Source organism: Paraburkholderia terricola, assembly GCF_003330825.1.
Taxonomy (GTDB): domain Bacteria; phylum Pseudomonadota; class Gammaproteobacteria; order Burkholderiales; family Burkholderiaceae; genus Paraburkholderia; species Paraburkholderia terricola.
In genome coordinates, this window is record NZ_CP024942.1 from 2,289,589 (window position 1) to 2,304,812 (window position 15,224).

The 15,224-nt window shown below is 62.7% G+C and carries 6 protein-coding genes and 1 pseudogene; 4 read left to right on the forward strand and 3 right to left on the reverse strand.

Features of this window, described 5'->3' with window-relative positions; all coding sequences use genetic code 11:
• Window positions 1-91 precede the first annotated feature (91 nt).
• Window positions 92-790, forward strand: a complete 699-nt coding sequence (locus tag CUJ90_RS28880; protein ID WP_114164726.1) for a response regulator transcription factor — start codon at window positions 92-94, stop codon at window positions 788-790.
• A 73-nt stretch (window positions 791-863) separates the two neighbouring features.
• Here the strand turns inward: CUJ90_RS28880 and CUJ90_RS28885 are convergent, their stop codons facing one another.
• Window positions 864-2,234 (reverse strand): glycosyltransferase family protein, encoded by a 1,371-nt coding sequence (locus CUJ90_RS28885; RefSeq protein WP_114164413.1) that lies wholly within the window; start codon window positions 2,232-2,234, stop codon window positions 864-866.
• Window positions 2,235-2,358: 124 nt separating this feature from the next.
• Window positions 2,359-2,940 (reverse strand): recombinase family protein, encoded by a 582-nt coding sequence (locus CUJ90_RS28890; RefSeq protein WP_114164414.1) that lies wholly within the window; start codon window positions 2,938-2,940, stop codon window positions 2,359-2,361.
• A 564-nt stretch (window positions 2,941-3,504) separates the two neighbouring features.
• Here CUJ90_RS28890 and CUJ90_RS28895 point away from each other — a divergent pair.
• On the forward strand, window positions 3,505-4,269 hold the full coding sequence (locus CUJ90_RS28895) for an EAL domain-containing protein (protein ID WP_114164415.1): 765 nt from the start codon (window positions 3,505-3,507) through the stop codon (window positions 4,267-4,269).
• A 70-nt stretch (window positions 4,270-4,339) separates the two neighbouring features.
• Window positions 4,340-6,538, forward strand: a pseudogene (locus CUJ90_RS33780) (ESPR-type extended signal peptide-containing protein); the annotation flags it as partial.
• 8 nt (window positions 6,539-6,546) lie between these two features.
• On the opposite strand, the gene CUJ90_RS33465 reads toward CUJ90_RS33780, so the two are convergent.
• Window positions 6,547-7,158, reverse strand: coding sequence for a hypothetical protein (locus CUJ90_RS33465; RefSeq protein WP_244220060.1), 612 nt, complete (start codon window positions 7,156-7,158; stop codon window positions 6,547-6,549).
• Here CUJ90_RS33465 and CUJ90_RS33680 point away from each other — a divergent pair.
• Window positions 7,130-15,118: a YadA-like family protein gene (locus tag CUJ90_RS33680; protein WP_277998134.1), complete on the forward strand. Its 7,989-nt coding sequence runs from the start codon at window positions 7,130-7,132 to the stop codon at window positions 15,116-15,118. The genes CUJ90_RS33465 and CUJ90_RS33680 overlap by 29 nt on opposite strands.
• Window positions 15,119-15,224: the final 106 nt, after the last annotated feature.

Sequence of the window (15,224 nt, forward strand, 5' to 3'; positions counted from 1 at the left end):
CGTAGAACGTTTCTCCAAAATGCAAGAGAAAAGGGAAGTCATTTCTTAATAAGAGATGTCGCTTCCTATTATCCAATGTCAGGAATTTTTCATGCGCATCGCCATTCTTGAGGACGACCCAGAGCAGTCGGAGTTCATTAATGTAGTTTTGACGCAGGCCGGGCACACTTGCTATCTATTCAAGGAGGGGCGTGCGCTCATTCGTAAAATGCAGCGAGAGACGTTCGATCTTGTGTCGCTCGACTGGAATGTCGGGGACGTGCGGGGCGACGTTGTGCTTGCGTGGATCCGCGAAAATTACGACGCCAATCTGCCGGTTTTGTTCATGACGTGTCGGGGGCGCGAATCAGACATTGTTCATGCACTCAATGCCGGAGCGGACGACTACCTGGTCAAGCCTGTTCCCCCACCCATTCTGCTCGCTCGCGTCAACCGGCTTTTGCAACGAATCTATCGGCAGGATGCCGCTACCACCACCCAGCAATTTGGCGACTATCTTTTCGAACCTCAGGCTGGGCGGGTATTTTTGAGCGACGAGCAAATTGCATTGTCGCAAAAGGAATTCCAACTGGCGCTTCTGTTGTTCCGTAACCTGGCGAGACCGCTCTCTCGCGCGCATATTCTGGAGACGATCTGGAAACACTCGGCGGACATTCCGACTCGTACGCTAGACACTCACATGTCCGCAGTACGAGTGAAGCTTCGTCTGAGGCCTGAAAACGGCTATTGCATCATGCCCATCTACGGCTACGGTTATCGTCTGGAAAAGCTCGGGAGAGAGCGTATTTGACGGAGCGCCAGGGTAACCCTGGCGCTGCAATTGGCTGAACTGTCGGCACATGCCGCGCAGTTGCCGGGCGGCACTATAGGATGTGGTCCACGGAAAGCGCAAGGTCGTCATCACTTTTTTCGGTGCCGGCGATACGCTCCCGTTCGTCGCGGTCCATCATGAGTGCCCGCATTTCGGTCCACATGCCGAGGTAATGCACGACAAAGCTGTCTGGACGGCGCAGAAACCAGGGCGTGTTGATAATCATCGGGTTGAGAATCTCAGCCTCCGCAAGCAGGCCGTGTTCATTGAGTGCATTGATGAAATGGAACTGATCTCCGTTGCCGGCATAAACCGTTGAGCGGTCGGCGAGGCCCGCAATGCATTGCATCAGACCGTAGAGCATCGAAGCGTTGGCTTCTGTCTTGCGAAAACCCATGACGCCGGAGTTGAATGGCCACTGCCCGACATCGCGCGCCAACAGCCGGTCGCGATGCTCCAGAAGCGGCTCGATACGGCGTGCCATGTCGGTAAAGAGAACGTCCGCGTCTAGCCAGACGATCCAGTCATGGTCGTTCAAATAGGCGTGCAGCAGCCATGGCTTGAGCCAGTTCCCTGTGCCGCGCAGTCCGACTTCTGGCGGAATCTCGCGGTGCACGTACAGCGTATGGCCGTGACGGTCACAATATTCCCTGAAATTGCGCTCGGCGATGCGGCCATACGCCGCTATTTCCGGCGTATAGAGCGTGACAAACGCGATTGACTTTCCGGGGTTGAACGAACTCCGCGTGCCCTGACTTTCGGCACGCGAATCGGCAAAGGAAAAAAAGCGCTTTCCACGTTGCTTGCAATGGTTCACATGCCGAAAGAGCGCATTGCGAAAGTCCGGCACGATGCCCATCTCAACCGGCGAATGTGTCGATTTGTCGATGCTGATGGCAAAAGTTGGGGCAAGACTCCAGCGCGGGTCGACGTTCGGACCCGTGTGCATGACCGGACACATGCCATTGACGAGTGAGTGCCAGGGTTGGAACGCGTGGGCAGCCAGCACCTCGGCCTCCCCCGGAAACGGCGTTCCCCCAAGCTTGCACTGCTTGACGAGATCGTGGACCGTAGCGCGCGAACACGTACTACTGCGCCAGATTTGCACGTCGGTCTGCGGCAATGCGCTTGATGTACTCACAAGCAGGTACTCGCGCTCATTCATCAGATTCGCAAGTGGCGCCGGGTCGACGATTGCAGCATTCTCGGTGAGAAGCAAAACGAAGTGACCCTCTTCGGCACGCAGCAATGCTTCGAGCAATGCCTCGTATTTGTGCAACGCCTGAACTTGCGGGCCCCTGGGGCCTTCGCTGGCGTCCACGACTTCATGGCGGTATCCGTTGGCCAACGCGTATTCCCGGTGATTTGCGCAGCTGTGCGGCGAACGCTCAACGAAGTAACTCAACACCGTGGACGAGCTCATCGACCTATCTCCAGAAAAAACGCAATCTTCCATGCTCCGTTCGTGCTTGTAAACGGCTGCTCTGGTTTCTCACTTCTTATTGCGATCGGCGCATGTCAATGGTGTTCAAAAAGTTCACCACGGCCTAATTGTTGCATTCCGACTTCGCAGCGCTTGCCGAGCAGGTTTCTATGGCTCGCTTGACGGTGCGGGGATGCACGTTGAACTTCCGCGCGATTTCGCTAATGGGAGTCGTCTCGAACAATGCCACGGCCTGATTACGCTGCGCCGGCGTAAGCGATGGCTTGCGACCGAAGTTCTTGCCGTGCGCCCGCGCTGCTTCCATTCCCGCGCGCGTGCGCTCGCTAATCAACCGCCGCTCGAATTCGGAGAGCGCGGCCATCATGTGAAACATAAGCACTCCGCCTGCGGATGTCGTATCGATCGATTCGTTCAGGGAGATGAAGCCGATTTTTCGCTTCCCCAATTGTCCAATCAGATCGATGAGCTTGCCGAGCGATCGCCCCAAACGGTCGAGCCGCCATACCACCAGCGTATCTCCCGCAGACATCGTGGCCAGTGCCTTGTTCAGCCCGGGCCTGCAAAATTGCGCGCCTGATATCCCCTGATCCGCGAAGAGCTTGTCGCATCCGGCGCGCACTAGCGCGTCTTTCTGGAGCGCCAGATTCTGTTCTTCCGTCGAAACACGCGCGTATCCGACTTTCACAGAAGACTCCTCGTGTTGGGCGGCACATTGCACGGATAGTAAAAAAAATCACTTTCAGAACAGGAACGTGAGCCGCTGCCGTTCCGTTGAGCTGTTACGCAATCAAGAAAAAAGAGAAGCATGCAGTACGGCATAAGTCCGGGAGTGCTGTGGGCGACACCATGAGTGGCGTTGCATCCGTGCCATTCGGAGGCGTTTCGGGCTTGCTGTCCATGAACCGTTTTCGTTTCGCTATCGGAAAGGAAAGCGTGCTCCTGGAACTCGACTGTGTTGGTTGCTGGCGACCGGTTTTTTGTTTCGAAGGTCGACTGTCTCTGGCTCGCGGCATGAATAGCAAAGTGTCAGACATCGCAAGATTGGTCGCATTCTACTAGACAAAAAGGAACCCTTTTGTCCGGTCCTTTCTCACTGTTTCCTTTCCCGGCCCAGTATGGCTTTCACGTCTTGAAACAAGTTTTTTAGCAATTTGGCACAAGGGTTCCCTTTTGTCCGCCCCGAAGAAGAGCTTTGACAGCATCCGTGAGTGCAGGCGGACGAGTGGCGTCGGATAAATCGGAGGGGGCAATGACCGACACGGAAGTGGCAGAAGCGGTGTTCGCCGCGATGCGAGAAGACCGGGTGAGATTGAGGTTCGAGCCGGTCTGTTCCGCGGTTGACGGCAGCGTGGTGCTCTACCACGAGTGCCTGACTGAAGTTACCGATGCAACAGGTCAACCTATTGGTCCCGCGACCTTCTTGCCGGCATTGCAGAGGCTCGATCTGATTCGTGTGTACGACCGTTACGTCGTGCGGCGTGTGATTGGTCTGCTGCGGTCAACGGCGGCTATTCGCCTCGGCGTGAACATCTCGGGCCGCAGCGCCGTATTGGATGTGATATGGGAAGCGGCGCTTCTATGGCTTGCGTTCGAGCCTTCGATCGCTGCGCGGCTTGTCGTTGAGATTGCCGAAACGGAACCCGTGGCGCGCGGCCGCGCGCGGGTGTTCGCCGACCGATTGCGCGCGGCGGGCTGTCTCGTCGCAATAGACGATTTCGGAGCGGGATATGGCGTCGATACGGCAATGGAAATTCGTTCGCCCGACATCATCAAAATCGATGCCTCGTTTGTTACCGCCGCCGACGGCAACGCTTCTGCACAGGCCAGATTGAAGCGGATTGTTTCGATGGCGGCTTCGATTGCCGATACGGTTGTCGTTGAGGGCGTGCAGTCGGAATCGCAATTCGCTTCAGCGAAAGCGGCTGGCGCGACGTGGGTGCAGGGCCATCTCATGGCGGCGCAATACCGCTCAAATAACGTCGAGCCGGCCCTTAGCGGAATCGCTTTTTACTAGTTACGCGTAGTGGCGTGTGTATCCCTGAATAACCATTGGAAAAAAGAACTCCTAGATAAGGCGAGCCGCAATGAATACAAGTTATCGCACGATATGGAACGAATCGCTGGGGTCCTATGTCGCTGTGTCGGAGCTGGACGCAGCGCATGGGAAAGGGAAGGGTGGAGTCACGGGCAGTGTCAGTGTCGTCACCGACGCGCCGGATAATTCGTGGTTTGGTGACCGCGTTCCTCGACTAACGTTGATGACGGTCGCGGCTATCGCGGTTGTCGCTGGTCTGACTGCGCCAGATGAGGTGTATGCGCAGTACGTCAATATTCCGGGTACAGGGTGTACTGACACCACAACAGCCGGGGCCTTTTTGACTGTCGCGGTTGGCTGCGGCGTCACCGCATCAGCCTCGGGTACGACTGCCGTCGGCGCCGATAGCACGGCGTCGGGCACGAATGCCACCGCGGTCGGCATTTTTTCGACTGCCTCAACGCAAGGTTCCGCAGCCTTTGGTACCGCGTCGCGAGCAACTGGTTTGAATGCCGTTGCGTTTGGTTCCGGTTCAAACGCAAGCGGAGGGGCCAGTGCTGCTGTCGGGATGGCGTCGAACGCATCGGGCGAAGGTAGCGCTGCAGTTGGCTTTGCGTCAAAGGCGACTGGCAATTACGGACTCGCCGTCGGCGCCAGCTCGATAGCGTCTAATACGGATGCGGTTGCGCTCGGGCACACGGCGACGGCTTCGGGAACAGCGAGTATGGCGCTCGGTCCCAGCGCGACAGCAGCCGGACAAAATTCGACTGCACTCTCAACAAATGCAATCGCATCTGCCGACAACACTACAGCTATTGGTTCCTTCGCGAACGCAAGCGGGGCGGGCGCAATCGTAATCGGAAGTTCGGCCGTCGGGAGCGGCGTAAATTCGTTTGCGCTTGGAAATGGCGCTGTGTCGTCAGGGACCAATACGGTAGTCGTCGGCACATTTGCGAGCGCGAGCGGCTCATTTGCGACGGCGGTCGGCGCGGGCTCGAAAGCGGTGGGCGATCAATCACTTACGGCCGGTTTGAACGCATCGGCCTACGGCACAAATTCCTTTGCCGCTGGCACAAGTGCGGTGGCAGGCGTAGGCAGCAGCACGACGATTGTGGGCGATATCGCAATCGGTGCCCGCACTTCGGCTGTCGGCGGAAATACCATTGCGATTGGTTCGGATGCGTCCACGCCTGCCGCCAGTGCCATCGCAATCGGTCAAGGAGCAACCGCTGCGAATGCCGGCAGCGTCGCACTAGGAAACGGTTCGGTCACGGCGGCCGCCAACCCGACAACAAGTGCAGTAATCGGCGGTGTGACGTATGCGTTCGCAGGAACGGCGCCGACCAGCGTGGTAAGCGTCGGTAGCGCGGGCAAGGAACGTCAGATCACGAATGTGGCCGCTGGCCGCATCAGCGCAACAAGCACGGATGCCATTAATGGTTCGCAACTCAACGCAACGAATCTTGCGGTAAATGCCCTTTCGACTTCCGCGTCAACCGGCATTTCGTCACTGAGTACCGGCGTTTCGAGTCTCTCGACTTCCGCATCGACCGGCATTTCCAGTCTGAGCACCGGATTATCGACCACGGTCAGTAACGTCGCTTCTCTGTCCACCTCCACCTCATCCGCCGTAAGCTCGCTATCGACGGGGGTATCGTCGCTCAGTACCTCGGCATCGACGGGAATTTCGTCACTCAGCGTTTCCACTTCGACCGGCTTGTCCACGGCTCAAAGCGGCATCGCATCCTTGAGCACGGGCGTTGGTTCCCTATCGACGGGGCTGTCCACGACGAACAGCGATGTGTCGTCGCTCAGCACGGTCGTTTCCACGACACGCACACACTACGTGAGCGTGAACGATAACGGCACGCAGCAAGGAAATTACGCGAACGATGGCGCGACGGGCACGAACGCAATTGCTATCGGCACGAACGCCACGGCAGCGGGCGCAAGTGCGGTGGCCTTGGGCGACGCGGCAAGCGGAGCCGCCGCGAATTCTGTCGCGCTCGGTGCAAACGCAACGACGACAAATGCTGGCGACGTGGCGCTGGGTTCCGGCTCGGTGACGGCGGCGGCCAATCCGACCTCGGGCACAACGATCGGCGGCAAGACGTACAGCTTCGCGGGCACGACCCCAAAGAGCGTGGTCAGTGTCGGCGCGCCGGGCGCGGAGCGGCAGATCACGAACGTTGCGGCGGGGCGGATCAGCGACACGAGCACGGACGCGATCAACGGCTCGCAACTGTATGCGACCAATCAGGCAATCGATACGCTGTCGACTTCTGCTTCCACCGGTATCAGTTCGCTGTCCACGGGGCTGAGCACCACCGACAGCAACGTGGCCTCGTTGTCGACTGTCACCGGCTCGATCTCGACGAGCGTCGGTTCGCTGTCCACTGGTGTCAGTTCGCTTTCCACGGGGCTGAGCACGACCGACAGCAACGTGGCGTCGCTGTCGACTTCGACCTCGACGACGGCGAGTTCACTCTCGACCGGTCTGTCCACGACGAACAGCAATGTGACCTCGCTGTCGACGTCGGCCTCGACGGGTATCGGCTCGCTCTCCACGGGGCTTTCCACCACGGATAGCAATGTCGCTTCGCTGTCCACCTCGACCTCGACCACGGCCAGTTCGCTGTCCACTGGCGTGAGTTCGCTTTCGACGGGCCTGAGCACGACCGACAGCAATGTGGCGTCGTTGTCCACTTCCACCTCGACGACGGCCAGCTCGCTTTCCACCGGCCTGAGTTCGCTTTCGACTGGACTTTCCACCACCGACAGCAACGTGGCGTCGCTGTCGACCTCGACCTCGACCACGGCCAGCTCGCTGTCCACTGGCGTGAGTTCGCTATCAACGGGTCTGTCCACGACCAACAGCAACGTCACCTCGCTGTCGACCTCGGCCTCGACGGGCATCGCATCAGTATCGACGACGGTCAGCGCGCTCAACAGCCAGGCGGTGAAGTACGACCTGAACCCCGACGGCACCGTCAACTACGGCAGCGTCACGCTGAATCCGGGCGGCAGTGCCTCGCAGATCCACAACGTCGCGGCCGGCACCGCGCCGGGCGATGCAGTGAACCTCTCGCAACTGAGCACGGTGGTCGCGGGCAGCAAGACGCACTACTACAGCGTCAACGACAACGGCGTGCAGGGCGGCAACTACAACAACGACGGTGCGACCGGCGTGAACGCGCTCGCCGCGGGCGTGGGCGCATCGGCGGCGGGCGCGAATGCGACGGCGATCGGCAACGGCTCGCAGGCGCTGGCGGCCTCGACGGTCGCGATCGGCGACAGCAACACGGTGGCGGCCGCCGCGGGCCAGGGCTCGATCGCGGGCGGCTACCAGTCGCAGGTGAGCAGCGGCACGGGCGCGGTGGCGCTGGGTTTCCAGCAGACGGCGAGCGGTGACGGCGCGGTGGCGATCGGCGACCCGAACTCGGCGACGGGCACGGGCGCGGTGACGGTGGGCGCGAACAACACGGCCAATGGCACGGGCGCGGTGGCGCTGGGCAGCTCGAACGTGGCAACGGGCACGGGTTCGGTGGCGCTCGGCAGCACGTCGACGGCGGCGAACACCGGCGCGGTGGCGCTGGGCTCGGGGGCGACGGCGGCGAATGCCGGCGACGTGGCGCTGGGCTCGGGCTCGGTGACGGCGGCGGCCAATCCGACCTCGGGCGCGACGATCGGCGGCAAGGCGTACAGCTTCGCGGGCACGAGCCCGACGAGCGTGGTGAGCGTCGGCGCGCCGGGCGCGGAGCGGCAGGTCACGAACGTGGCGGCGGGGCAGCTCAGCGACACGAGCACGGACGCGGTCAACGGCTCGCAACTGTTTGCGACGAACCAGGCGATCGATACGCTGTCGACTTCCACCTCCACCGGTATCAGCTCGCTGTCTACGGGGCTTTCCACGACGAACAGCAACGTGGCGTCGCTGTCGACTGCGACAGGTTCGATCTCGACCAGCATCAGTTCGCTGTCCACGGGGCTGTCGACGACCGATAGCAATGTGGCGTCGCTCTCGACCTCAACTTCGACCACGGCGAGCTCGCTGTCCACTGGCGTCAGTTCGCTTTCGACGGGCCTGAGCACGACGAACAGCAATGTGACCTCACTGTCGACATCGGCCTCGACCGGCATCAGTTCGCTCTCGACGGGACTCTCCACGACCGACAGCAACGTGGCGTCGTTGTCGACCTCGACCTCGACGACGGCCAGCTCGCTGTCCACTGGCGTGAGTTCGCTTTCGACGGGTCTGAGCACGACTGACAGCAATGTGGCGTCGTTGTCCACTTCCACCTCGACGACGGCCAGCTCGCTTTCCACCGGCCTGAGTTCGCTTTCGACGGGACTGTCCACCACGGATAGCAACGTGGCCTCGCTGTCCACCTCGACCTCGACCACGGCGAGTTCGCTGTCCACTGGCGTGAGTTCGTTGTCTACCGGCCTCTCCACCACGAACAGCAACGTCACCTCGCTGTCGACCTCGGCCTCGACGGGCATCGCATCAGTATCGACGACGGTCAGCGCGCTCAACAGCCAGGCGGTGAAGTACGACCTGAACCCCGACGGCACCGTCAACTACGGCAGCGTCACGCTGAATCCGGGCGGCAGTGCCTCGCAGATCCACAACGTCGCGGCCGGCACCGCGCCGGGCGATGCAGTGAACCTCTCGCAACTGAGCACGGTGGTCGCGGGCAGCAAGACGCACTACTACAGCGTCAACGACAACGGCGTGCAGGGCGGCAACTACAACAACGACGGTGCGACCGGCGTGAACGCGCTCGCCGCGGGCGTGGGCGCATCGGCGGCGGGCGCGAATGCGACGGCGATCGGCAACGGCTCGCAGGCGCTGGCGGCCTCGACGGTCGCGATCGGCGACAGCAACACGGTGGCGGCCGCCGCGGGCCAGGGCTCGATCGCGGGCGGCTACCAGTCGCAGGTGAGCAGCGGCACGGGCGCGGTGGCGCTGGGTTTCCAGCAGACGGCGAGCGGTGACGGCGCGGTGGCGATCGGCGACCCGAACTCGGCGACGGGCACGGGCGCGGTGACGGTGGGCGCGAACAACACGGCCAATGGCACGGGCGCGGTGGCGCTGGGCAGCTCGAACGTGGCAACGGGCACGGGTTCGGTGGCGCTCGGCAGCACGTCGACGGCGGCGAACACCGGCGCGGTGGCGCTGGGCTCGGGGGCGACGGCGGCGAATGCCGGCGACGTGGCGCTGGGCTCGGGCTCGGTGACGGCGGCGGCCAATCCGACCTCGGGCGCGACGATTGGCGGCAAGGCGTACAGCTTCGCGGGCACGAGCCCGACGAGCGTGGTGAGCGTCGGCGCGCCGGGCGCGGAGCGGCAGGTCACGAACGTGGCGGCGGGGCAGCTCAGCGATACGAGCACGGACGCGGTCAACGGCTCGCAACTGTTTGCGACGAACCAGGCAATCGATACGCTGTCGACCTCGACGTCCACCGGTATCAGCTCGCTGTCTACGGGGCTTTCCACGACGAACAGCAACGTGGCGTCGCTGTCGACTGCGACAGGTTCGATCTCGACGAGCATCAGTTCGCTGTCCACGGGTCTGTCGACGACCGATAGCAATGTGGCGTCACTGTCCACGTCGACCTCGACTACGGCGAGCTCGCTGTCCACCGGCCTCAGCACGACCGACAGCAACGTGGCGTCGTTGTCGACTTCGACATCGACCACGGCAAGCTCGCTGTCCACTGGCGTCAGTTCGCTTTCGACGGGCCTGAGCACGACGAACAGCAACGTGACCTCGCTGTCGACGTCGGCTTCAACGGGCATCAGTTCGCTCTCCACGGGTCTCTCTACGACCGACAGCAACGTGGCGTCGTTGTCGACTTCTACATCGACCACGGCTAGCTCGCTGTCCACAGGGCTGAGCACCACGAACAGCAACGTCGCCTCGCTGTCCACGGGCCTGAGCACGACGGACAGCAATGTGGCGTCGTTGTCGACCTCGACCTCGACGACGGCCAGCTCGCTGTCCACTGGCGTGAGTTCGCTTTCGACGGGTCTGAGCACGACTGACAGCAATGTGGCGTCGTTGTCCACTTCCACCTCGACGACGGCCAGCTCGCTTTCCACCGGCCTGAGTTCGCTTTCGACTGGACTTTCCACCACCGACAGCAACGTGGCGTCGCTGTCGACCTCGACCTCGACCACGGCCAGCTCGCTGTCCACTGGCGTGAGTTCGCTGTCAACGGGTCTGTCCACGACCAACAGCAACGTCACCTCGCTGTCGACCTCGGCCTCGACGGGCATCGCATCAGTATCGACGACGGTCAGCGCGCTCAACAGCCAGGCGGTGAAGTACGACCTGAACCCCGACGGCACCGTCAACTACGGCAGCGTCACGCTGAATCCGGGCGGCAGTGCCTCGCAGATCCACAACGTCGCGGCCGGCACCGCGCCGGGCGATGCAGTGAACCTCTCGCAACTGAGCACGGTGGTCGCGGGCAGCAAGACGCACTACTACAGCGTCAACGACAACGGCGTGCAGGGCGGCAACTACAACAACGACGGTGCGACCGGCGTGAACGCGCTCGCCGCGGGCGTGGGCGCATCGGCGGCGGGCGCGAATGCGACGGCGATCGGCAACGGCTCGCAGGCGCTGGCGGCCTCGACGGTCGCGATCGGCGACAGCAACACGGTGGCGGCCGCCGCGGGCCAGGGCTCGATCGCGGGCGGCTACCAGTCGCAGGTGAGCAGCGGCACGGGCGCGGTGGCGCTGGGTTTCCAGCAGACGGCGAGCGGTGACGGCGCGGTGGCGATCGGCGACCCGAACTCGGCGACGGGCACGGGCGCGGTGACGGTGGGCGCGAACAACACGGCCAATGGCACGGGCGCGGTGGCGCTGGGCAGCTCGAACGTGGCAACGGGCACGGGTTCGGTGGCGCTCGGCAGCACCTCGACGGCGGCGAACACCGGCGCGGTGGCGCTGGGCTCGGGTGCGACGGCGGCGAATGCCGGCGACGTGGCGCTGGGCTCGGGCTCGGTGACGGCGGCGGCCAATCCGACCTCGGGCACAACGATCGGCGGCAAGACGTACAGCTTCGCGGGCACGACCCCAAAGAGCGTGGTGAGCGTCGGCGCGCCGGGCGCGGAGCGGCAGGTCACGAACGTGGCGGCGGGGCAGCTCAGCGATACGAGCACGGACGCGGTCAACGGCTCGCAACTGTTTGCGACGAACCAGGCAATCGATACGCTGTCGACCTCGACGTCCACCGGTATCAGCTCGCTGTCTACGGGGCTTTCCACGACGAACAGCAACGTGGCGTCGCTGTCGACTGCGACAGGTTCGATCTCGACCAGCATCAGTTCGCTGTCCACGGGGCTGTCGACGACCGATAGCAATGTGGCGTCGCTCTCGACCTCGACCTCGACCACGGCGAGTTCGCTGTCCACCGGCCTCAGCACGACCGATAGCAACGTGGCGTCGTTGTCCACCTCGACCTCGACGGGTATCAGTTCGCTGTCTACCGGGCTTTCCACCACGGATAGCAACGTGGCGTCGCTGTCCACGTCGACCTCGACGACGGCCAGTTCGCTTTCGACGGGCCTGAGCACGACCGACAGCAATGTGGCGTCGCTGTCCACGTCCACTTCGACCACGGCGAGTTCCCTATCGACCGGCGTGAGCTCGCTTTCGACGGGCCTGTCCACGACGAACAGCAACGTGACCTCGCTGTCGACGTCGGCTTCGACGGGCATCAGTTCGCTCTCGACGGGCCTTTCCACCACGGATAGCAACGTGGCCTCGCTGTCGACTTCGACATCGACCACGGCAAGCTCACTCTCCACGGGTCTGTCCACGACGAACAGCAACGTGACGTCGTTGTCGACGTCGGCCTCGACGGGCATCAGTTCGCTGTCCACGGGTCTTTCCACGACGGACAGCAACGTGGCGTCGCTTTCGACTTCGACATCGACCACGGCAAGCTCGCTGTCCACTGGTGTCAGTTCGCTTTCTACCGGCCTGAGCACGACCAACAGCAACGTGACGTCGTTGTCGACGTCGGCTTCGACGGGCATCAGCTCGCTGTCCACGGGTCTTTCCACGACGGATAGCAACGTGGCCTCGCTGTCCACGTCTACTTCGACCACGGCAAGTTCGCTGTCCACTGGTGTCAGTTCGCTGTCAACGGGCCTGAGCACGACCAACAGCAATGTGACGTCGTTGTCGACGTCGGCTTCAACGGGCATCAGTTCGCTCTCCACGGGTCTCTCCACGACGGACAGCAACGTCGCCTCGCTGTCGACCTCGACCTCGACCACAGCGAGTTCGCTGTCCACTGGTGTCAGTTCGCTGTCAACGGGTCTGTCCACGACCAACAGCAACGTCACCTCGCTGTCGACATCGGCCTCGACGGGCATCAGTTCGCTGTCCACGGGCCTGTCCACCACGGACAGCAACGTGGCCTCGCTGTCGACTTCGACCTCGACCACGGCGAGTTCGCTGTCCACTGGCGTGAGTTCGTTGTCCACCGGCCTCTCCACCACCAACAGCAACGTGAGTTCGCTGTCGACGTCAGCCTCGACGGGCATCGCATCAGTATCGACGACGGTCAGCGCGCTCAACAGCCAGGCGGTGAAGTACGACCTGAACCCCGACGGCACCGTCAACTACGGCAGCGTCACGCTGAATCCGGGCGGCAGTGCCTCGCAGATCCACAACGTCGCGGCGGGCACTGCACCGGGCGATGCGGTGAACCTCTCGCAACTGAGCACGGTAGTCGCCGGCAGCAAGACGCACTACTACAGCGTCAACGACAACGGCGTGCAGGGCGGCAACTACGACAACGACGGTGCGACCGGCGTGAACGCATTGGCCGCGGGCGTGGGCGCCACCGCGGCGGGTTCGAGCAGTGTGGCGGTGGGCGACAGCGCCAGCGCGAGCGCCGACAAGAGCTTGGCGTTGGGCGCGGGCTCGCTGGCGATAAACATCGGCGACGTGGCGCTGGGCTCGGGCTCGGTGACGGCGGCGGCGAATCCGACCTCGAGCACGACGATCGGCGGCAAGACCTACAGCTTCGCGGGCACGACCCCGGTCAGCGTGGTCAGCGTGGGAAGCGTGGGTGCTGAACGGCAGATCACGAACGTGGCGGCGGGGCAGATCAGCCAGACGAGCACGGATGCGATCAACGGCTCGCAACTGTATGCGACGAACCAGGCAATCGATACGCTGTCGACTTCGACGTCCACCGGTATCAGTTCGCTCTCGACGGGTCTCTCCACGACGAACAGCACCGTGGCCTCGCTGTCCACCGCCACGGGTTCGATCTCGACCAGCATCAGTTCGCTGTCGACGGGCCTCTCCACGACCGACAGCACCGTGGCCTCGCTGTCCACATCGACTTCGACCTCGACCAGTTCGCTGTCCACGGGCCTCAGCACGACCAACAGCAACGTGACCTCGCTGTCGACCTCGGCCTCGACGGGCATCAGCTCGCTGTCCACGGGTCTGTCCACGACGAACAGCAACGTGGCGTCGTTGTCCACGTCGGCCTCGACCGGCATTAGCTCGCTCTCGACCGGCCTGTCCACGACGAATAGCAACGTGGCGTCGCTGTCCACGTCGGCCTCGACGGGTATCAGTTCGCTGTCCACCGGCCTGTCCACGACGAACAGCAACGTGGCGTCGTTGTCGACCTCGGCCTCGACCGGCATCAGCTCGCTGTCCACGGGTCTGTCCACGACGAACAGCAACGTGGCGTCGCTGTCGACCTCGACTTCGACGACGGCCAGCTCGCTTTCCACCGGCCTCAGCACGACCGACAGCAACGTGGCATCGCTCTCCACTACCGTCAGTTCGACGACCAGCAACATCGCGTCGCTGTCGACCGGCATGAGTTCTCTGTCCACCGGTCTGTCCACGACCAACAGCAGCGTCGCGTCGCTGTCCACGTCGACCTCGACGGGCATCGGCTCGCTGTCCACGGTGACGAGCACGGCGGTCAGCAGTGTCACTTCCATGTCGACGGTGGTGAGTTCGGTATCCACCGGGCTTTCCACGACGAACAGCAATGTGGCGTCGCTGTCCACGTCGACCTCGACGGGCATCGGTTCACTGTCCACCGCGCTTTCCACCACCGACAACAACGTGGCGTCGCTTTCGACCTCGACTTCCACGTCCGCCTTGTCCTTGTCGACGCTGATCTCGACATCACGCCCGCATTACTACAGCGTGAATGACAACGGCAAGCAGCAGTCGAACTACGCCAATGACGGCGCTACGGGCGTGAACGCGATCGCGATCGGGCCGAACGCCACGGCTGCCGGCACGGACAGCGTCGCGCTCGGCAATGGCGCGAATGCGGGCACGGACGGCGCCACGGTGATCGGGGCGAATGCCATCGTGTCGGGCAATAAAGGCGTGGCGCTCGGTTCGAATGCCACGGCGTCGGCGGCTAACTCGGTGGCGCTCGGCGCGAATTCGGTGGCTAGCGAAGCGAATACGGTTTCGGTCGGATCGGCGGGCGACGAGCGCCGCATCACGAATGTCGGACCGGGCGTCAATGGCACCGATGCGGTGAACGTGTCGCAACTGAGATCCGTGCAGCAGAGCGTGAACTCGATCGCCCGGAAAGCCTATTCGGGTGTGGCGGGCGCCACCGCACTGACGATGATTCCGGAGGTGGACCTGGGCAAAACGATCGCGGTGGGTATCGGGGCGGCCAGCTACCAGGGCTACAGCGCTGTGGCACTCGGCTTCACCGCGCGTATCACCAACAACGTCAAGATCAAGGGCGGCGTAAGCAGCAGCAGCGCCGGGTACTCGGTTGGCGGTGGTGTCAGCTACCAGTGGTAACGAGGGAGGTTTGAAGGCTGCATCCGGAATGGAGAAAGTGCGTTCCGGGTGCAGCCGGAAATTCCCCTGATGCGCAGTGCCTGTCATCCAGTTTCCCTGACGTGTT

Bases quoted from the DNA above. Each gene is read 5' to 3' on its own strand.
- CUJ90_RS28880 (WP_114164726.1), top strand. From the start codon at position 92: ATGCGCATCGCCATTCTTGAGGACGACCCAGAGCAGTCGGAGTTCATT.
- CUJ90_RS28885 (WP_114164413.1), bottom strand. From the start codon at position 2,234: ATGAGCTCGTCCACGGTGTTGAGTTACTTCGTTGAGCGTTCGCCGCAC.
- CUJ90_RS28895 (WP_114164415.1), top strand. From the start codon at position 3,505: ATGACCGACACGGAAGTGGCAGAAGCGGTGTTCGCCGCGATGCGAGAA.